Genomic DNA, 19,987 nt, shown 5'->3' with positions numbered 1-19,987 from the left:
AATGATATAAAAAGACTACTTCCTGAGAAATAGTCTTTTTATAAATCAGTAAACAGATAACCTACTGTATAAAATTATATAAAGCTTCGAAAAACTGAGGGTAAACTTCAATATGTGGTAAATGTCCTACATTGTCAATTTCTACCAATTGAGAACCTGTTATTTGTTGTTGGGTTTTCTTTCCCAATTCCTGATACTGTCCCATCATGGATTGAAGTTCTTTAGGTGCTCTATCTTTACCTATTGCTGTTCTGTCTCTGGTTCCAATAATAAGTAAAGTAGGTACTTTTATATTTTTAAATTCATAACATACCGGTTGATTATAAATCATATCAGAGGTCAAAGCGGCATTCCATGCAACCTGAGGGTAATCTTTGTGAAGGGTCCATCCGGCAATAAGGTCCAGCCAGGGTTGATATTCATCTTTCCATTTATTGTCATAATAAAATTTCAGTTGATAATTTTTATAGGTTTCCGCTGTATTTTTAAGCTCTGATTGATACGCCTGATCAATAGTCTGATAGGATGCAAAAGTTTTGTAGTCTTCCAAACCAATCGGATTCTCCAGAATCAGTTTTTGTACCTTCTCCGGATACAACAATGTAAAACGTGTTGCCACCATTCCTCCCATAGAATGACCCAGTACAATAGTTTTATCAATTTTCAGTTCATCCAGAATAGCCTTTGTATTTTCTGCTAATTGAGAAAAAGAAAACTGATAACTATGCGGTTTTGAAGATTTTCCAAATCCGATCTGATCAGGAATGACAACTCTGAAACCTTTAGCCGATAAATCCTTTGCGGTTCTTTCCCAATAAGCACCATTAAAATTCTTCCCGTGGAGTAGCAAAATTGTCTTGCCATTGCTTTTTTGAGGCCTTACGTCCATATAGGCCATTTTCAGATCATTGTCCTGAGATTTTAAATGGATATAATGAACCTCATAAGGATATTTATAATCTGAAAGTACGGCATCCAAGGGTTTTACCTGTGCAGATATAAAGCTGCCCCCTATAACAAACATCACGCCCGCCACTGCATTTCTGAAATATTTCATGAACATTTATTTTAATGATTAAAATTAAAAAAACCGCTCCAAAAGGGACGGTTTTCAACTGTTATTTTTAATTTAAATATTATTTTTTACTAAGATAGCTCCGCTATTGGGACTTCTTTTTCTTTCCTGGATGGTAAGTTCATTAAGACAATTGCAAAAAGAATCAGAACAATTCCCACCCATTGTATTAAAAATACTTTTTCACCTAATAAAACAAAAGCCATGGTTACAGAAACCGGAAGCTCCAGAGAAGAAACAATACTTCCCAATCCTAATCCTGCATTCGGAAAACCTATATTGAACAGAATCGGTGGAATAATCGTTCCAAACAAAGCTAAGATCGCTCCGTACGTCCAAAATATCGAATAATTGAAAGGATGGATGTGTTCTGTATTTTCTGTAAAGTTTAAGTAAAGCGACTTCAATCCATCAAAATACATCGGCCCAATCTGAGCAAAGAATAAAAATGCAAAAACTACCACAGATCCTCCGGCAAGCATAATAATACTCTTTCTGAAAACAGGAAGATGAGTAGCCAGAGTGTTTGAAGTAAACATGGTCAGCGTATAAGAAGCTGCGGCCATCAACCCCCAGAAGACTCCATGCCAGTCTAATTCTATTTCCATATTAATAAGGTTCGTTGCTAACACTGTACCGAGCAATACAATCACTACAGAGATTACCTTTCTTGCATTAGGAAGCTTTCTGGCCAGAATACTTTCCACAACCACACTGAACCATACCGATTGCATCAACAGGACAATAGCAATGGACACATTGATGTACTGCACAGCGATATAATAAAATAAACTTGTTCCCCCTAATGAAGTTCCTGCGAGCATCAACATTCTGACTTCCCTGGAACTTGGTAATGATAATTTCTGTTTTGCGGTAATAGTTTGGATAAAATTCAGGATCAATAGCCCTGCCAAACCAAGCACAAACTGGGATGTAGTAACTTCCGAAGTTGTAAAACCGTCATGGTAAGCCATTTTCACAAAAGTGGCCAACATACCGTATATACTAGCTCCAATCCCAACAAATAAAACGCCTTTTAGTATATTCTGCTTCTTCATAATTTTTTTTACAGCCTGCAAAGTTACAACTTATAAATTAAAGTGATTTGTATGGTTATTATGATAAATAAAATCGCCACAAGCTTTGCTTGTGGCGATTTTTAAGGTGTATTATCTATTTATTACTTTTTAACCATCACTTTTGAAGTACTTTCAAAGCCCAGCCCTTTTACTTTCACCATATAAGTACCGCTCACTAAGCTACTTGTTGAGATAGCCTTTTTAGCATCCGGTGAAATTTTATCTTCTGAAGAAACTAATTTACCTGACATATCATATAATTCTACGCTCACTTTTCCAAGAGTATTGCTTGGGAAGTTAATATAAAACTCGTCCTTAGCAGGATTTGGATAGATAGAAATCTTTTCTTTAGCGGATTTAACCTCGCTCGTTGCCAATGCAGCACATTCTGTAGGCACGGTAAAGTCTTGTACCTGATCATTAATATTTGTTTTTGATCCTGCAGAAGCATTTACCCCTAACCCTCTTTTCGCAAAAACACTCCAAATCATACATTTGTCCTGTCCTTGTGTAGTTGCCAGTTCTGCTGCTAATATTCCATTTCTTCCATCAATAAATGTCGGGTTGCAACCTTGTAGTTTCAATGCATCAGTTACCAGCTGCAATACTCTGCTACTTCCATTGGTTGTATTTGCCAATACATCTGCAGAATATCCATATTTCTCAACATATTTCCAATGAAGATCCCATAGCATGGTTGCCCAAACAAATCCTATAGAGTGAACATCCAAAGAAAGTCCTCCACTGGCGTTAGTATATACCATTCCGTTGGTACTTCCATAAGTATAACTGTTAATGCCAAAATCAGGAGAATATTTAGCCGGTCTGATTCCTCCGCCTGTGATAGCCTGCCCACTTGCATAAGTCCCCATTCCTCTAGGTACTGAAGCATTATCTCCAGCCTTATTTGTTAACATCAACGCGAAGAAATCTGACCATCCTTCTCCCATCTGCTCATTACTTGCGTTTGCACTCAAACAACCTGCACCTGTACCCGTCATTCGGTTTGATATACCATGACCATATTCATGGACTACAATACCATTATCAAAGCTTCCATCGGGAGTGACGCTCGTCGCAGGATTGTTTTTCAGGGTAACATTTACTGTCGTATTGGCAGTAATCAAACCTTTCATATAATCTCCCTCTGATTTTGTAATGAGCACAGTAGGAATTGTAACCGTAGGATCAGTTCCTGTCATATTATTTAATGTATTGCCATTTACCGCATTATTATAAATAATAGTGGCAATAGCACCGGCATCCTGAAGATTTTTCGTTTTAATGACAAATGAACATGTTCCTCTTTCAACCAATCCGATTTTCTCTGCAAGTGAACCTGCAGGTAATGGTGTACATCCATCAGGAACGGATGCCAAGGCTACATTTCCGGTAACTCCTGTTGCACTTAACGGACTACCAAAATCAGCAGTTCCTACTGCAGGAGTTCTTGGAATAGCAGCAGTAGGTGCGTTATAGAAGAACTTTTGATTTACTGAGCTCCATAAATACATTTGCATTCTCGGATTGTATCCATCTTGTGGTGAGGAAAAATTAGCGTTATCCAAACCTCCGCCATCTTGTGCTTCAGCGTATACAGAATCATCATTTTCACCTCCTTTTCCAAAGTTATTTTGTTGGAAATTTCTGGCCGATTCCGTGAACCCAAACTGATAGAATACATCATGAATTTTATTATTCAGATAAAACAAATTCGTAACAGCAGCATTTTTGTTGCTTGGTGGCGTTCCATTAATGCTAAACGGAAAATCAAAATTTCTTGTTGCTCCGCCATCTACCGGAGGCCCTGGCAGATAATCAGGGGCTGTTAAAGCTGTTCCGGCAACATCATCATAAGCAAACACATTATTTCCTCTCGTTACCGTGTAATGATCTACCCCATCAGAATGCCACCCCTCAGGAGAAGCAGTAGAATTCCAAGGATTGCTGATAATTGATCTGGATCCGAAAGTTGGAGCTTCTATTGGCAAAGGAAACACATTATATGAGGCATTATCAGGTAAGAATAATGAAAAATTATTGTGTGTCTCATTATTACGGGGTCCGATTAATGCATTTGCCAAATGATCCGCATGATTATGACCGGCATCTGAAGCATAAGCGTTAGGATGGAAACTACAGGATAATGTCAGATTATTTTTCTCCAAAATTTTGCCATTTCCTGCATCTATCAGAATGCTCCAATAGTTAGGAGACTTAGGTTCCATTAATGTATATTCATAAGCCAGACGTAAGTTGCCATTCTGATCATTTGCATAGACCAACCTTTGGTTCGCCGTGGCCTTTCCCTTAGCTTTTTCAAGATGTTCCAGAATAGTAAAATTAGCAATATCAGAATTATTCAATTCTTCAGCTACTTTTTGAAGAGCAGCGCTTTTACTGATTGTAGCTGTTCCCGGTGTAGATGAAACATAATCTTTTACAAAATTATCTGTATAGTATACAATCTTATTATCTTTAATAAGTACAGTACCTACAGAACTATAGATTGGTAATCCGTTATAGGTCTGTAGAAATTTCACAACATTTCCGTTCAATGATTTTGAAGGATCTACATTATCAACAATAAAGTTATTAAGATCTGACTTTTTATATTCTCTTATTTTATTTTGAGAAATATAATCTTTAATCAATCTTTCATTGTCTTGTCCAAACAAAAAAGCAGGAATTGCCGAAAATACAGCAAACAAAAGGGGTAGAGTTTTATTTTTCATATCCATTATTAAAGTTGCTAATCTACAAATAATTCACAAATAAAAGTTGATATTATTAACACAAACTCAAAAACATAAAAATATTAATCTAAAAAAAACTAAAATGCACATTTTTATTTCTCAATCCGGTGAATGCACTCTTAGTTTTAACCTTCAGATAGCTTATTATAACAGTAAACCATCTTATTCCTGATTATTTTTTTGCAGGAAAAACAATTTATAAAAAAAACTGTCCTTTCGAACAGTTTCTAATTTTTACTTATTTTTTAATAATTTTCTCCGTAAAAATTTCATTTTTATCTGATGTTATCTTTACAATATACACCCCTTGCTTTTGATTTTTTATATCTGCATCAAAAACCTTTCCTTTAACTGTTTTCGTAAATAGTATGTTGCTATTCAGATCCATCACGTCCAATTTTCCTGATTCAATTTCCTTATGTATTATTACTTTAAATGCCCCGTCAGTAGGATTTGGACTAATCTTAAGATTTGACACTCCTGTAGAACCGGACATAGCTCTTGTACAGAGACCCGATAAATCCAGATCATAAGGAAAAAAAGGATAATTATTCCAACTCATAACTTCTGCTGTTCCGCCACCTGGTATAGTATGCTGCAATGTCATTATGAATCTGTACTTCGATGTAGATCCGGGAGGAATATTAATATCTGAAGGATAAAAATGATAAATAACCTGATTTCCGGTAACAGTTGGAGTCGTAGAAATTCCATAATCTACCCCTGTACTGACATTTCGGAGAACCAATTTATTATTGACCACCACTGATCCTGCAGGCAGAGAGAATTGACCGGTGATATTAAAGTCAGTAGGTTTCGCACAAGCATTAAATTCATAGAAAAACCTGAGACTTCCCTCATAAGGCATAGGGCCACTGCATATGTTATTAACCAGCTCATCAAATTTAGGCATTTCAGAAACCGAATCGAATATAAAAGAATAAGTTCTTGGATAATACAATCTTGGTAATATACCATAATCAGGATCTGCAGTATTGCTTTCTACGGTACCGTTATAGGATCCACCTGCACTGGCAATGGAAGCTCCTGCAGCTGTAGATTGAGCATTGGGGCTCATATGTATCATAGCAAATTTAGCATTTCTGGCTACTTTAAAATCGGTTACATTTTTAAAAGCTCCCGGACTATTCAGCTGGGTATCAGAATAATTGACCAAATATGATCCGGTTGATAAATCTCCATTGTTTCTGGATCCGTCTGTAAGTACCACCACTACAAATTTAGATGCTCCATTTCTATGTAAAGAAGTCTGAGGGCTTATGATTTCCGTACTGGAGACTCCATCCAATGCATTCCCTATCAATCCCAGTGCCTCATGAAAATGCTGACCGTAATTCATTCTTCTCGTAAGATAAGGATCGGGATAAGTAGAAGTGGTAAAATCACTCTCTATGTATATTCTGGGAATAAGCCCAAGACTTGGGCCATTATTCAGGCCTGCTCCATAGTGAACAACAGCATATCTGTTTTTAGAATTACAGGACATAATACGCTCTATAAGTTTAGCGGCTGTAAGTTTTATTTCATTAAAACGCGTGTTGCTGATGGTTGCCCCATTATCAAGACAAATAATATAGTCCGTCTGGGCTTTTATTGAATTCCAGGAAGTAATCAATAGAAAAAGGGAAAGTAGAAATGCTTTTTTCATGGTTATTATTTTAAATTTAGATTTGTTTAAAAATAACATTAAAAACAAATGAAAAATAAATATTTTAAACCATTAACCTTTCATTAACTCAAAAACAATAATAATAAAACAAAAAAAGCCGCTCAAATGAGCGGCTCCTTATGTATCAATGGTTCAAGGATTATTTACCTTCTTCCATTTTTCTTTTCAACTCTGCTAATGCATCGATGTCTCCAAGAGTAGATCTTTCTTCGTTGTTTGAAGAAGAAGATACGTTTCTAGAAGAAGATTCTTTAACGTTTTTCTTTTCTTCGTCTCTGAAGATACCTGTGTGAGATACTACTACTCTCTTGAATTCTTTGTTGAATTCGATTACTTTGAATTGAGCATCTTCACCTTTTTTGATTTTAGATCCATCTTCTTTCTCTAATAATCTTGAAGGGCAGAAAGCTTCAACCTCAGCATCTTCGAATTGAACAGAAGCTCCTTTATCGTGAACTTCTACAGCTTTACCAGCGTGGATAGTTCCTTCAGCATATTTAGTTTCGAATTTATCCCATGGGTTTTCAGTCAATTGCTTGTGACCTAGAGATAATCTTCTAGCCTGAATATCTAATTCAAGAACTACAACGTCTAATTTATCACCTACTGCGCAGAACTCAGATGGGTGCTTGATTTTCTTAGTCCAAGAAAGATCAGAGATGTAGATTAATCCGTCGATACCTTCTTCCAACTCTACGAATACACCAAAGTTAGTGAAGTTTCTTACAGTTCCTACATGCTTAGATCCTAGTGGATACTTAGCTTCGATGTTTTCCCATGGATCTTTAGACAATTGCTTGATACCAAGAGAGATTTTTCTGTCTTCTCTATCTAAAGTTAATACTTCAGCTTCTACTTCATCACCTACTTTCACAAAGTCACCAGCAGATCTTAAGTGAGTAGACCAAGACATTTCAGAAACGTGGATTAATCCTTCTACACCTGGAGCGATCTCTACGAATGCACCATAGTCAGCAAGAACTACTACTTTTCCTTTTACTTTGTCACCTACTTTCATGTCAGCAGAAAGAGCATCCCAAGGATGAGCTTCTAATTGCTTCATACCTAACTGGATTCTTGTTTTCTCATCATCGAAATCAAGGATTACAACTTTTACAGTTTGTCCGTCCTCAAGGATTTCAGATGGGTGGTTCACTCTAGACCAAGAAAGGTCTGTAATGTGGATCAATCCATCAACACCTCCTAAGTCAATGAATACACCGTAAGAAGTGATATTCTTAACAGTACCTTCAAGAACTTGTCCTTTTTCAAGCTGAGCGATGATTTCTTTTTTCTGACCTTCGATATCTGCTTCGATCAATGCTTTGTGAGATACAACTACATTTTTGAACTCAGGGTTGATTTTCACAACTTTGAACTCCATAGTTTTTCCTACGAACTGATCGTAATCTTTAATTGGCTTAACGTCAATTTGAGAACCAGGTAAGAATGCTTCGATTCCGTGAACGTCAACGATCATACCCCCTTTAGTTCTAGATTTAACAAAACCGTTAACGATTTCTCCAGTTTCGTGAAGTTCGTTTACTTTATCCCAAGCTTTAAGCGTTCTCGCTTTTCTGTGAGATAATTGTAATTGACCAGTTTTGTCCTCTCTCTTGTCAACCATTACTTCTACCTCATCACCTACACTTAGGCCCTGGTTGTAACGGAATTCGTTAAGAGAAATAACACCTTCAGATTTGAAGTTGATGTCTACGATAGCTTCTTTGTCAGTTAATCTTACTACTCTACCCACTAAAACGTCATTATCGTTTAGGCTGTTAAGAGATCCGTTGTAGATTTCTTCTAAATCGCTTTTTTCTTTTCTCGCATCTGCATCAAGACCTGATTCGAATGAATCCCAATCAAATTGTTCTGGTGCTACGTTTTGGTTTAATAAAACCTCTGCTGAATTTGTCTCTTTTGACATTTTCTAATAAAAATTTGTATTCCTTCTTTTTTAACGGTTTGAATAAATGTGGATTAAAAAATACGGAAGTAATTAATTGTAAGTAATTTACCCATCAAACCTTTTCGCCACAAAAGTGGGTGCAAAGATATGAATTTTATTTGAGATAAACAATATTTTCATCCGTAGAAAAATAGCATGTAAATAACTGACAGTCATCTGTAAATGATTACAAAATTGAAAGATTAGAGGATTCAAAAATTGGAATGCCGTACACAAGTTCAAACATCCGTCATGTAACTTTCTTTCTTTTTTAGAAGCTCTTTCCCGCTATCCACTTATACTCCTCGCCCCAGATTTCTCCCACTGCTTGCTGCGGGGTAACCGCTTCTATCGGGGCTAATGTTGTGTTACTGTTTCATTTCTATGTTTATGATGCTGAATGCAATGAGATTGCTTCGTAGACACGCCCTTCGCTATGACAGCACTTATCTAGCAACCTAATTTTCAAACTCTCCACTCTTCACTCTCAATTTTCAATTTTCAACTCCCACCTGCCACCTAATTCACTACCTTTGCAGCATGGAACTACAATCAATTTATCAAAAACTGCAGATTCAGGATATGAATCAGATGCAGAAATCAGCTTATAAAGCGTCTGAAAACAATACCGATATTGTTTTGCTCTCTCCTACCGGCTCAGGAAAAACCTTAGCCTTTTTATTTCCGGTTCTCAGAAATCTGAAAAAGAATGTACAGGGAGTTCAGGCATTGATTTTAGTTCCTGCCAGAGAATTGGCGTTACAAATTGAACAGGTATTCAAGGCAATGGGAACAGATTTTAAGGTTTCCGTTTGCTATGGTGGACATGATAAAAAGATTGAGGTTAATAATTTAATCGAAGCTCCTGCTGTTTTAATTGGAACTCCGGGAAGAGTTACGTATCATGTAAGAAACAATAATTTTGATCCGAAAACCATCAAAACAGTAGTCCTTGATGAATTTGACAAAGCTCTGGAACTTGGCTTCCATGATGATATGGAATTTATTTCCAATTCTTTGAAAGGACTTTCTCAAAGAATGTTAACCTCTGCAACTGCTATGGATCAGATTCCTTCTTTTACAGGATTAAAAGATGAAAAAGTGATCAGCTTCCTTAAAGAAAATGATGTAAAACCTGATCTTCAACTGAGAAAAGTAATGACCATTCCTGAGGAAAAACTAGATACCCTTTTCAATCTGGTATGTAAAATCGGAAACAAGAGAACTTTAATTTTCTGCAACCACCGTGAAGCAGTAGACAGAATCTCTGAGCTTCTTCATCAGATGGGAATCGACAGAGAAACCTTCCATGGCGGAATGGAACAGGATGAAAGAGAACGTGCTTTACTGAAATTCAGAAATGATTCTGCAAGGATTCTTATCACCACTGATTTAGCTGCCCGTGGACTTGATATTCCAGAAGTGGAATCTATCGTACATTATCAATTGCCTCCAAAAGAAGATGCTTTCATCCACAGAAACGGACGTACCGCAAGAATGAATGCCAAAGGTTTTGTTTATCTTATTATGAATGAGGATGATAATTTCCCTTTCATCAAAAATGATACTCCTGAAGAAAATGTTACCGGATTTACTAAGGTTCCGCAAAAAACACCTTTCCAGACAATTTACATTAGTGCAGGAAAAAAAGACAAGGTGAATAAAGTGGATATTGTAGGTTATTTACTTAAAAAAGGAGAATTACAAAAAGAAGATGTGGGAGTTATTGAAGTAAAAGACACTACTTCTTATGTTGCTGTTTCCAGAAATAAAGTGAACGCTGTTTTAAGAAAGCTTCAGAATGAAAAGCTGAAGGGGAAAAAAGTGAAAATGGAAGTAGCTTATTAAGGCTTAAATTCAATAATAAATAGTCATTGTAAACCGAAGGTAAAGCAATCTCCATATTGATAACAGTTTTTGTAAAACTTATAGAGATTGCTTCGTCGCTACGCTCCTCGCAATGACACAAAAATTATTGTATTCCTCTTACTCTCATCGGAAAAGTATATACCGACTGGGAAGCAGTAATGAAAAGTACATCATTATTTTTTCCACCGAAAGTTACATTGGATGTCCATTTTTCAGGAATTGAAATATGATAGATTTTCTTGCCCTTCCGATTAAAAATATGTACCCCGTCACCTGTTAAATACAGGTTCCCATGCTTATCTAAAGTCATTCCGTCTGATCCCATTTCACAAAACAATTTTTTGTCAGACAATTTCCCATCTCCCAATATATCATAAACATATGTTTTTCCGGCATCAATGTCTGATATATATAATTTTTTAAGTCTTTCACTGCCTACAATTCCGTTGGGTTGTGTAAATGTTTCAAGCCTGGTTATATTTCCTTTATTATCCCTGTAATATATACTTTTATGTGGCAACTCCTGTTTAAAGTCAACCCAATAATCTCTTATGTATAAAGGGTCTGTGAAATACATTCCTCCAGAGGCATCATTCCAGACATCATTAGGTCCGTTGAATCTTTTCCCTTCAAAATTTCTGAACAAAATCTCTATTTTTTTATCTTTTGAAATCTTCCACATTTCCCCCTGATCATCTGAACATGTAATCAGGAAACCATCTTTATCAAAATGAGTTCCGTTTGCTCTTCCCGTCTTATTCAGAAATTCTATCACCTGATTACTCTTCCAGTCCCAATAATAAATTTTATCATTAGGTTGGTCGGTAAAATAAACATTTCCGAGTTCATCCGTTGACGGGCCTTCTGTAAAACTAAACTGATCCGAAACTTTTTCCGGCTGTACACCTTCATAAAACATATTACTACTTTTTACTGATTGGCAGTTTATTAATGCGAAAACCAAACCAATCAAACCAATTTTACAGATATTCTTCATACTTCATTTTTAGACCTGCAATTTACAATATGCCCAACAGGATTCAAAAATATTTTCTCATTTTGATCTAATATAACATCTTATATAAAATGTCCTAATTATCCTATTATATAAGTAGATCATATTAGGAGGCTTTCAATATAATGCAGAGCTTTGTAGCACTGGGATTGATACTATTTGTACTATAAAAAACAGGACAAAAATCAAAAAAGTGATCCCGTGTAAAAATACTACCATAATACTTTTATAGCATACAATAATGAGTGCAGAGTCCAATAATATGAAATCCTTGGAAATTGAAAATGAAGATTTCAGAAATTCAGTGGGAACCATGGATGAAACCGGGAAAAGAAAATGGATATTCCCGAGAAAACCCAAAGGAAAATATACCAATTACAGGAATTATACCAGCTATGTTTTACTTACTCTTTTCTTTGGTCTTCCCTTTATAAAGATTAATAATAACCCGGTTTTGCTCATTAATGTCATTGACGGAAGATTCTTTATTCTAGGTCAACCTTTCTATCTTCAAGACTTTTTTATTCTTGCCTTAGGCGCCGTAACTTCTGTAATTTTTGTCATGTTGTTCACGGTCGTTTTCGGAAGAATATTCTGTGGGTGGCTTTGTCCGCAAACCTTATTTATGGAAATGGTTTTCCGAAAAATTGAATATTGGATAGAAGGTGACAGAAACAAGCAAATGAAGCTGGACAGACAGGAATGGGATGCAGAGAAGATAAGAAAAAGACTTACTAAATGGTCTGTCTTTATTTTTATTTCCCTGCTCATTTCCACTTTTATGTTTATGTATATCGTAGGTTATGAAAAGGTTTTTCAAATTATGCTGGAGGGCCCGTCTGAGCACCCTCTAAAGTTTGTCACCATGATCTTTTTTACCATGACTTTCTACTTTGTTTTTGCATGGCTTCGTGAGCAGGTATGTACATTGGTATGCCCCTACGGAAGACTTCAGGGTGTATTGATTGATAAACAAACCATCAATGTTTACTATGATTTTAAAAGAGGTGAAGGTCGTTCAAAGTGGAGAAATAACGAAGATAGAAAAGCAGCAGGAAAAGGAGATTGTATCGACTGTAACCAGTGTGTTGTAGTCTGTCCTACAGGAATTGATATCAGACATGGGCAGCAATTGGAATGTGTAAACTGTACCGCCTGCATTGATGCCTGTGATGAAGTGATGGACAAAGTTGGTCTGCCAAAAGGACTCATCCGCTATGCTACAGAATCTGAAATTGAGAATCAGGATGCATTCAAATTTACTCCGAGAATGAAGGCTACTACGGTAGTTCTTGCTCTTCTTATCGGCTTTTTAGGATTCTTAATGTATGACCGCGGCTCTATGGAAGCGAAATTTATCAAACCGGCAGGTTCCACTTTCTTTATTAAAAATGGTAAAATCACCAACACCTTCATTTATACGCTGTTAAATAAATCGAACGAAAAGAAAACATTAACCATTAAAGTCCTCACTCCTGACCATGCAGAAATCACATATTTTGGGAATGAAAAAATAATTCTGAAAGGTGATGAAATTTTGAAAGGAAACATTAATATTACCTTCCCTGAGGATGACATCAGATTCTCAAAACAAAATATGGTCATTGGTGTTTTTGATGAAAAGGGAAAACTGGTAGATTCATTTGAAACCACTTTTGAAGGACCATTTAAATTGGCGTTGTAAGCAAGTCAGGAGGATCTGATCTTTGAAGAAAAAATTTTCAACTCTCTCTATTTTCACGTATCAATTCAATTAAGCCTTATATTTCCTCATAAACTGCGTAGGGGTCATTCCGGAACTTTTCCGGAAGACTCTTACAAAGTAGGAATATTCTTCATAACCTAATCTGAAAGCTATTTCTACAAGACCTTCATCAAGATACATTAACATCCTTTTAGCTTCCAGTACTACTCTTTCTGTAAGAACATCTGTAGCGGTTTTCTGTACAACAGTCTGTACTATCCGGTTAAGATGCTTTGATGAAATCCCTAAAAGTGAAGCGTAATAGGCAATAGATTTTTGTTTTGTAAAATGCTCCTCAATAAGAGTTTCAAAATCCTGATAATGTTTAAAATAAGAAGGACCTGTCGAAGATTCCAGGATTTCAATATCTCTGGAAAATGACCTGGTGGCGTTAATGAATACCTGAGACATTAATGAAAGAATTAATCCTTCCTTCATGATACTTTTAGTCTGATTTTCGTTGCCTAATTCTTCAAATAAAATGATATTTTTCTGTAGTTCTTCATTATTTAGCTGAAGCTTTCTTGGAAATGTCACAGAACCAAAGAAGGGGAAACTTCTCAGCTTTTGATTTACATAATGCATTTCATAGAATTCCTGTGAACAAAAGAAGATATACCCGTCTATATCTTCTGAAAGTTCCCAACTGTGAATCTGCCCTGGTGAAAGAAAAAAAAGGCTTCCTTCTGAAACCTCATACTTCTGAAAATCAATTTCATGAGTTCCTTTTCCCCGGGTAAATAGCACTGCAGCGTAGAAATCGTGTCTGTGTGGCTTTTCTATATGTTTATGCCCTACTACCAGATGTTTTTTCATGGTATTAAAATAGAAATCAGAAGAACTTCTACCTGCCTGGAAAAGATCAATATGAAGAACAGAGATAGATTTCATCTTATAATTTAATGAGAAAACAGATTAATAAATGGTTTATAAAAGTACTATAAATACAGACAATCTACAAACTTCAAAATAAAAAAGGATCGACAAATGCCGATCCTTTTTATATGATTTAATGGTGATTATTTGATAACCAGTTTACTGTTGTATACACCTTTTGAAGAATTGATGCTTATAACATACACTCCTTTAGGTACATTTACATTAAACTCTTTAGTATGATCTCCTCCACTCTGATAAGCTGAAGAATAAATCAATCTTCCGCTTGAATCAAACATTGTTACTTTCACTTCTCCTTTTAAGTTTCTGGACTTCACAAAGAAATGCCCATCACTAGGATTAGGATAAATCTTAATATCATCACCTAACGGAGAAGTTAGTTCTTTAGTTCCTAAATTTTGGGTTTCCTGAGTACACACCTGAAGAGACCAGCCCGTGATGGTTCCGGTGATCCCTTTGGTATTATCGGATGCATACAATTTCCATTGTCCCTGAGCATTATGACCTTTGAAAACACTTAAAGATTCTTTTGATTTGACTTCTCCCTGAATAGGTGAACTACAAGTTACTGCACTTCCCGTATCACTGAATGTCCCGGTGATTCCTGAACTATTGTTACAGGCTCTGTTCCAGATAAGAGCAGAAGTTCCTACCGGACTTTCTATTCCAACAGCTATATGTCTTACGTTGGCATGAGTAATTGCAGGAGTCACTTTAATTTTAGTAATTGTGCCGGTATTGTTGACCATTAATGGAGCTGTCACTTTAGGTGCCGAAATATCTGATCCTCCGGGACCATCTGTAATTGCAACCGGAGAGCCACTATATGTATATGTTGTACAGGTTTCCCCGGTCACAGTATAATCAATTACAAAACTAGGGCTTACGGCATAATAAATATTTCCTACCGCTTCAACCATGATAAAGGCATTTGCAGATGTGGACCCTGCGGGAATCGTAATTTCCTGTGTTCCATCATTAGGTGTATTAGCTGCGATAACAGTAAATGTCTGCCCTCCGTCAGTGGACAATTTTATATTAACATTGGCTGTATTAATCGGAGCCTGATTCGTATTGGCTACATCCCATGTTACAATCATTGCATTTCCTGAAGTGGATGATTGTCCAAACGTAGGAGCTGTTATCTGGAAAGGACCTGCCCCGGCATTCACGGTTACCATCATTTCATCTTTGCTGGTTTGTGGGGCAATGGGATTATTACTTCTGGCAGTGAATGTAAAATTCATATTTTTTGAAACACTTGAAACAGATTCCCAGCGTGTTGTCAGCACTCCTGCCAATACTTTATTAAAGTCAGGAAAATATCTTACAGGAGAACTGACCGGAGATACAGATCTGAAATTAGGTCCCGCCGGTTTGGTCGGATATGCAATAGAGTTTGTATCTGTCTGAGCATTTCCGGCAGGGTCCATTTGTTCCCATGTATAGGTATACGAAGAAGTATTGGCATCTGTAGTAGTTCCTTTTAGCAGATAAGGAGTTGATTTTGGAATAATATAGTCTGCTCCGGCACTGATCGTAGGAGCAGGATTTGAAAAAGGAGTTGTGGTACCACAGCTAATACTGTTGATCGTATTTTTAATTTCTGTTACATTAAAGGTATGGAAATAGTCATTTGAATTATACTGAATATCATCATCTCCTCCCATAATACCTGTATAGGCCATAATGGTACTTCCGCCTCCCGGTTCCACTTCTGATGTACCTGATCCGTCAAGATAAAGAGAAAATGTGTGATTTGCTCCCATTTGATGACCCATTTCATGGGCTACATAATCAATATCAAATTTATCTCCTTCCGGGAAATTATGGGCTGTCCATCCCCTTCCGGCCTGAGCTCCACATAATGCATCCAGATAGGCGGCACCATTAGCATTTTTTTTATCCAACAAGTGTCCCATATCAAAATCCGCCGCATTAATTTCACTTTTTATTCCAGGGTCTGCTTCATCCGGTCCGGCACTTGTTGAATAAGGGTCTGTTGCTTTATTTAGAAATATAATGGCCTCATTATTGGCAATTAAATTAAAATGTAAAGATAAATCTCTTTCAAAAACACCGTTAAGCCTGGTTAAAGTAGCATTCATTGCCGCCAGAATTACAGCTTTTTTCTGCACATCAGTTGCAGTACTCGGAGTTCCTGCCGCCGCTAAGTGATATTCAGCATATTCACCTGTACAGGATAATGCCATTCTGAATACATTAAAGCCGGCAGTCCTTTTATTCGCAACACCGTTTTTTTTTTCCACAGAGTGTTTCTTGATATCCTCTACGGTGGAACATTCAAAAGGTTCTTTATCCTGTCCTCTTTTTGCCTTGGAATCAAATACAGCATATACTGTTCTATCTTCGGTGTAAGGTTCAATAAATTCTGATATTCCGGATCGGGTAATCATAGAGGAGAAACCTACCGGAGAAAGACTGAATCTCAGATATACGGAAGGGTCTTCTATTCCCGTTCCTACATAGGATTTAATATCCGGAAACTTTGCCTGTAATTCGGGAGCCATATTGGAAAATTCCCAAACCTGAAATTTTTCTAATTTTCCACTAGCAACAGGAAGTGAAATAACAATTCCTTTTTCATTTGAGAAACGGCCAGGCGCTTTTTGTAACATTTGTTTAAGCTGAGCAGTATCTAACAGATAAAGAGCTGCAAACTCTAATTTTTCCTGAGATTTTTTTACTTTCTGAGATCTAAGCTCGGTTCTTGACCACTGCGAAAATCCTAAAAAGGGAATCAACAGGGAGAAAATAAAGAAATAATGTTTCATATTAATGTGATTTTTTTGGTTTCACCAAATTAGCAAAATAATTTTAAAACAAGGATAAAAAGCCACACAAATTAGCTAATTAAACAATTAAAAATCAATAAATTAAACACAAACAAAAATAAATCCTTGCATCAGATGTTTATTAATATGGAAAAACAGTTCCGTTAAAAAACGATCATTTTGATGAAGACCTTATTCCTAATCCCAAATGTAAGCTTAGTATTGTATATGTACTTTTTCAATGATAACTTCAGACAAAAAAGGATCGGTACTTACCGATCCTTATATATCTTGAAAATTAATATCTGTTATTTAATAACAAGTTTGCTATTGTATATTCCTTTTGAAGAATCTATGCTTATTATATAAACTCCTTTAGGCACATTCACATTAAGTTCTTTTGTATTATTGCCTTCAGATTTATAAGTAGAAGAATAAATCAGTCTTCCGCTGGCATCAAGCATCGTTACTTTAACATTTCCTTTTATGTTTCTGGATTTGATAAAGAAATTACCATCACTTGGATTAGGATAGATTTTAATATCATCTGCTATTGGTGAAGCAATTTCTTTGGTACCGAGAGTTTGTGTCTGTTGGGTACATACTTCAAGAGCCCAGCCTGTAATACTTCCTGCAGTTCCGGTTTTATTATCTGATGCAAATAATTTCCATTCTCCCTGTGCTGTATGTCCTTTAAATATTCCCAGGGATTCATCAGGTTTTGCATCTCCTTGTATCGGAGAGGCACATGCAGCGACAGCACTTGCATCACTGAATGAAGCAGTAATACCTGAGGCATTAGCACATCTACGATTCCATAGAATAGCTGAAGAGCCTACCGGGCTTTCAATACCCACAGTCAAATGACTAATGTTAGCATGGGCTATAGAAGGAGTGACTTTAATTTTAGTGATTGTTCCGGTATTATTAACCAATAAAGGAACCGTTACTTTTGGTGCTGATATACTTCCTCCTTCACGTGCGTCAGTAATAGCAACAGGTGCCCCATTGTACGTATATGTTGTACAATTTTCACCGGTAACATTATAATCAATGACAAAACTCGGACTTACTGCATAATAAACATTTCCAACAGCTTCTATCAGGATATAGGCATTGGAAGATGTAGAAGCAGCCGGTATATTCACTTGCTCACTCCCATCATTAGGTGTATTTGCTGCGATTGTAGTAAAAGTTTGCCCACCATCGGTAGATAGTTTAATATTTACATTCGCTGTATTGACCGGGGCTTGATTAGTATTGGCAACATTCCAGGTTACATTAAATGTACCTGCCGAACTTAAGGATTGTCCAAACGCAGGAGACGTTACCTGAAAAGGACCTGCTCCGGCATTAACACTGATAACCGTTGCATCTGTATTGGTTTGTGGCTGTATGGGATCATTATTTCTTACGGTAACTTTAAAATTAAGATTTCTTGTTATACTGGAAACAGACTCCCATCGGGTTGACAAAACACCTCCAAGCACTTTATTAAAATCAGGGAAATATCTTACAGGCGAAGTTCTAGGCGCTACCGATCTGAACATGGGCCCCGTTGGTTTCGCAGGATAGCAGGCAGAAATATCTCCGGATCCAAGCTGAGCATTGGCAGCCAGATCAGCTTGTTCCCAATTATAAGTGTAGGACGCGCTTGCCGCATCTGTGGTAGCTGCTTTTAATACAAACGGAGTGGAAACAGGAATGGTGTAATCTGCTCCCGCGTTAATGGTAGGAGCCGGGTTTGCAAAAGGGGTATTAACTCCACAAACAATACCGTTTATTACATTTTTTATCTGTGTAATACTATTTGTATGATAATAGTCATTAACATTAAACTGAACATCATTCGCCCCACCGGTTATCCCTGCATAAGACATAATAGTAGAACCACTACCAGGTTCTACGGTCTGATCGGCCTGACTGCTATACATGGTATAAGTATGACCGGCACCTAACTGATGCCCCATTTCATGGGCTACATAATCTACATCATAGGTATCACCTTCAGGGAAATTAGAAGCTGTCCAACCACGGGCTTTATAACCGGGATAGCATATAACCCCTACCCCTGCTGCTCCATTTCCTCCTCTTTGATCCACCAGATGTCCCATGTCATAATCCTCACTTGAAATAACTGCTGATATATTTGTATTAGCCTGACTCGGCCCCCAGCTTGTATATGGATCCGTATCCTTATCCAGATATATAATAGATTCGTTAGCTGCAATCAGATTGAAGTGTAATGACAAATCTTTTTCAAAAACGCTGTTCAATCTGGTTAAAGTAGTATTCATAGCGGCTAATACCACAGCTTTCTTCTGGGCATCTGTTGCCGTAGCAGGCGTACCCGCAGCGGTTAAATGATATTGAGCGTATTCTCCCGTACAGGAAAGTGCCAATCTGAAAACATTAAAACCTGCTGCTTTTTTATTGACAGCATTGTTTTTTTCAGAAACTTTTTCTCCCAGATCTTTTGGGGTAAGACATTCAAAAGGTTCTTTATCTTGTCCTCTTCTGGCGTTGGAGTCAAAAACGGCATAAACCAGCCTGTCTTCAGTATAAGGTTCAATAAATTCTGATACACCGGAACGGGTAATCATGGAAGAAAATCCTACCGGAGATACACTGAATCTAAGATATACCGTTGGATCTTCTAATGCTGTTCCTACATAGGATTTAATATCAGGATATTTTGCCTGTAATTCAGGGGCCATATTGGAGTACTCCCAAACCTGAAATCTTTCCTGCTTTCCTTGTGCTGTCGGAAGTGAAATAACAGTTCCTTTCTCACTTGAAAAACGTGCAGGAGTACTTTTTAACATCTGCTTAAACTGATCCACATTAAGTGAATAAAGCCCTGAAAATTCTAATTTCTCCTGTGATTTTTTAATTTTTTGAGACCGAATTTCGGTTCTTGTCCACTGTGAAAGCCCAAGAAATGGGATCAACAGTGAGAAAATAAAGAAATAATGCTTCATAATCATTGTAATTTTTTGTGTTTCACTAAATTATAAAAAAAAGCGTTTGTTTTTTATTTTTTTCACAATATCATGATGTTTTTTTTCCCTTTACTACAAATTCGAGTTATTAAAGCAGTTTTAAAGATATATTTG

Annotated in this window: 11 protein-coding genes; 2 read left to right on the top strand and 9 right to left on the bottom strand. The window is 36.7% G+C overall.

Annotated features, from left to right (window positions below; all coding sequences use genetic code 11):
- Window positions 1-61: 61 nt before the first annotated feature.
- The 5 genes from C1631_RS13840 to rpsA all read right to left on the bottom strand — a co-directional run bounded on the left by C1631_RS13840 (window position 62) and on the right by rpsA (window position 8,530).
- Window positions 62-1,057 carry an alpha/beta fold hydrolase gene (locus C1631_RS13840; protein WP_109713319.1) on the bottom strand — a complete coding sequence of 332 codons (996 nt, stop codon included), beginning with the start codon at window positions 1,055-1,057 and terminating at the stop codon, window positions 62-64.
- 89 nt (window positions 1,058-1,146) lie between these two features.
- A complete protein-coding gene (locus C1631_RS13835; protein ID WP_103247797.1) occupies window positions 1,147-2,133 on the bottom strand; it encodes an EamA family transporter in 987 nt (328 codons plus the stop codon).
- A gap of 122 nt (window positions 2,134-2,255) precedes the next feature.
- Window positions 2,256-4,889, bottom strand: a complete 2,634-nt coding sequence (locus C1631_RS13830) for a T9SS-dependent M36 family metallopeptidase (RefSeq protein WP_228441238.1) — start codon at window positions 4,887-4,889, stop codon at window positions 2,256-2,258.
- 259 nt (window positions 4,890-5,148) lie between these two features.
- The gene (locus C1631_RS13825) at window positions 5,149-6,579 is read right to left on the bottom strand and encodes a T9SS type A sorting domain-containing protein (protein ID WP_165828305.1); all 1,431 of its coding nucleotides are present in this window, start codon (window positions 6,577-6,579) and stop codon (window positions 5,149-5,151) included.
- Between the two features lie 160 nt (window positions 6,580-6,739).
- Window positions 6,740-8,530 carry a 30S ribosomal protein S1 gene (gene rpsA / locus C1631_RS13820; protein WP_103247799.1) on the bottom strand — a complete coding sequence of 597 codons (1,791 nt, stop codon included), beginning with the start codon at window positions 8,528-8,530 and terminating at the stop codon, window positions 6,740-6,742.
- 561 nt (window positions 8,531-9,091) lie between these two features.
- On the opposite strand from rpsA, the gene C1631_RS13815 reads away from it, so the two are divergent.
- Window positions 9,092-10,399, top strand: coding sequence for a DEAD/DEAH box helicase (locus C1631_RS13815; protein ID WP_103247800.1), 1,308 nt, complete (start codon window positions 9,092-9,094; stop codon window positions 10,397-10,399).
- A 124-nt stretch (window positions 10,400-10,523) separates the two neighbouring features.
- Here C1631_RS13815 and C1631_RS13810 read toward each other — a convergent pair whose 3' ends face one another.
- Window positions 10,524-11,417: an SMP-30/gluconolactonase/LRE family protein gene (locus tag C1631_RS13810; RefSeq protein WP_103247801.1), complete on the bottom strand. Its 894-nt coding sequence runs from the start codon at window positions 11,415-11,417 to the stop codon at window positions 10,524-10,526.
- Between the two features lie 280 nt (window positions 11,418-11,697).
- Between C1631_RS13810 and ccoG the strand changes: the two genes are divergently transcribed.
- Window positions 11,698-13,119 (top strand): cytochrome c oxidase accessory protein CcoG, encoded by a 1,422-nt coding sequence (gene ccoG, locus C1631_RS13805; RefSeq protein ID WP_228441236.1) that lies wholly within the window; start codon window positions 11,698-11,700, stop codon window positions 13,117-13,119.
- Window positions 13,120-13,188: 69 nt separating this feature from the next.
- On the opposite strand, the gene C1631_RS13800 is transcribed toward ccoG, so the two are convergent.
- From C1631_RS13800 to C1631_RS13790, 3 genes are all read right to left on the bottom strand, one after another.
- On the bottom strand, window positions 13,189-14,070 hold the full coding sequence (locus tag C1631_RS13800) for an AraC family transcriptional regulator (protein ID WP_109712797.1): 882 nt from the start codon (window positions 14,068-14,070) through the stop codon (window positions 13,189-13,191).
- 128 nt (window positions 14,071-14,198) lie between these two features.
- A complete protein-coding gene (locus C1631_RS13795; RefSeq protein ID WP_109712795.1) occupies window positions 14,199-16,871 on the bottom strand; it encodes a reprolysin-like metallopeptidase in 2,673 nt (890 codons plus the stop codon).
- 308 nt (window positions 16,872-17,179) lie between these two features.
- Complete coding sequence (locus C1631_RS13790; protein ID WP_165828304.1) at window positions 17,180-19,852, bottom strand: zinc-dependent metalloprotease; 2,673 nt, start codon at window positions 19,850-19,852, stop codon at window positions 17,180-17,182.
- Between the last annotated feature and the right edge of the window lie 135 nt (window positions 19,853-19,987).

Source organism: Chryseobacterium phosphatilyticum (genome assembly GCF_002899825.2).
GTDB lineage: Bacteria > Bacteroidota > Bacteroidia > Flavobacteriales > Weeksellaceae > Chryseobacterium > Chryseobacterium phosphatilyticum.
This window is presented reverse-complemented; position numbering and strand designations above follow the sequence as displayed.

Coding starts and splice junctions, on each gene's coding strand:
- C1631_RS13840 (WP_109713319.1), bottom strand. CDS start 1,057: ATGAAATATTTCAGAAATGCAGTGGCGGGCGTGATGTTTGTTATAGGG.
- C1631_RS13835 (WP_103247797.1), bottom strand. CDS start 2,133: ATGAAGAAGCAGAATATACTAAAAGGCGTTTTATTTGTTGGGATTGGA.
- C1631_RS13830 (WP_228441238.1), bottom strand. CDS start 4,889: ATGAAAAATAAAACTCTACCCCTTTTGTTTGCTGTATTTTCGGCAATT.
- C1631_RS13825 (WP_165828305.1), bottom strand. CDS start 6,579: ATGAAAAAAGCATTTCTACTTTCCCTTTTTCTATTGATTACTTCCTGG.
- rpsA (WP_103247799.1), bottom strand. CDS start 8,530: ATGTCAAAAGAGACAAATTCAGCAGAGGTTTTATTAAACCAAAACGTA.
- C1631_RS13815 (WP_103247800.1), top strand. CDS start 9,092: ATGGAACTACAATCAATTTATCAAAAACTGCAGATTCAGGATATGAAT.
- C1631_RS13810 (WP_103247801.1), bottom strand. CDS start 11,417: ATGAAGAATATCTGTAAAATTGGTTTGATTGGTTTGGTTTTCGCATTA.
- ccoG (WP_228441236.1), top strand. CDS start 11,698: ATGAAATCCTTGGAAATTGAAAATGAAGATTTCAGAAATTCAGTGGGA.
- C1631_RS13800 (WP_109712797.1), bottom strand. CDS start 14,070: ATGAAATCTATCTCTGTTCTTCATATTGATCTTTTCCAGGCAGGTAGA.
- C1631_RS13795 (WP_109712795.1), bottom strand. CDS start 16,871: ATGAAACATTATTTCTTTATTTTCTCCCTGTTGATTCCCTTTTTAGGA.
- C1631_RS13790 (WP_165828304.1), bottom strand. CDS start 19,852: ATGAAGCATTATTTCTTTATTTTCTCACTGTTGATCCCATTTCTTGGG.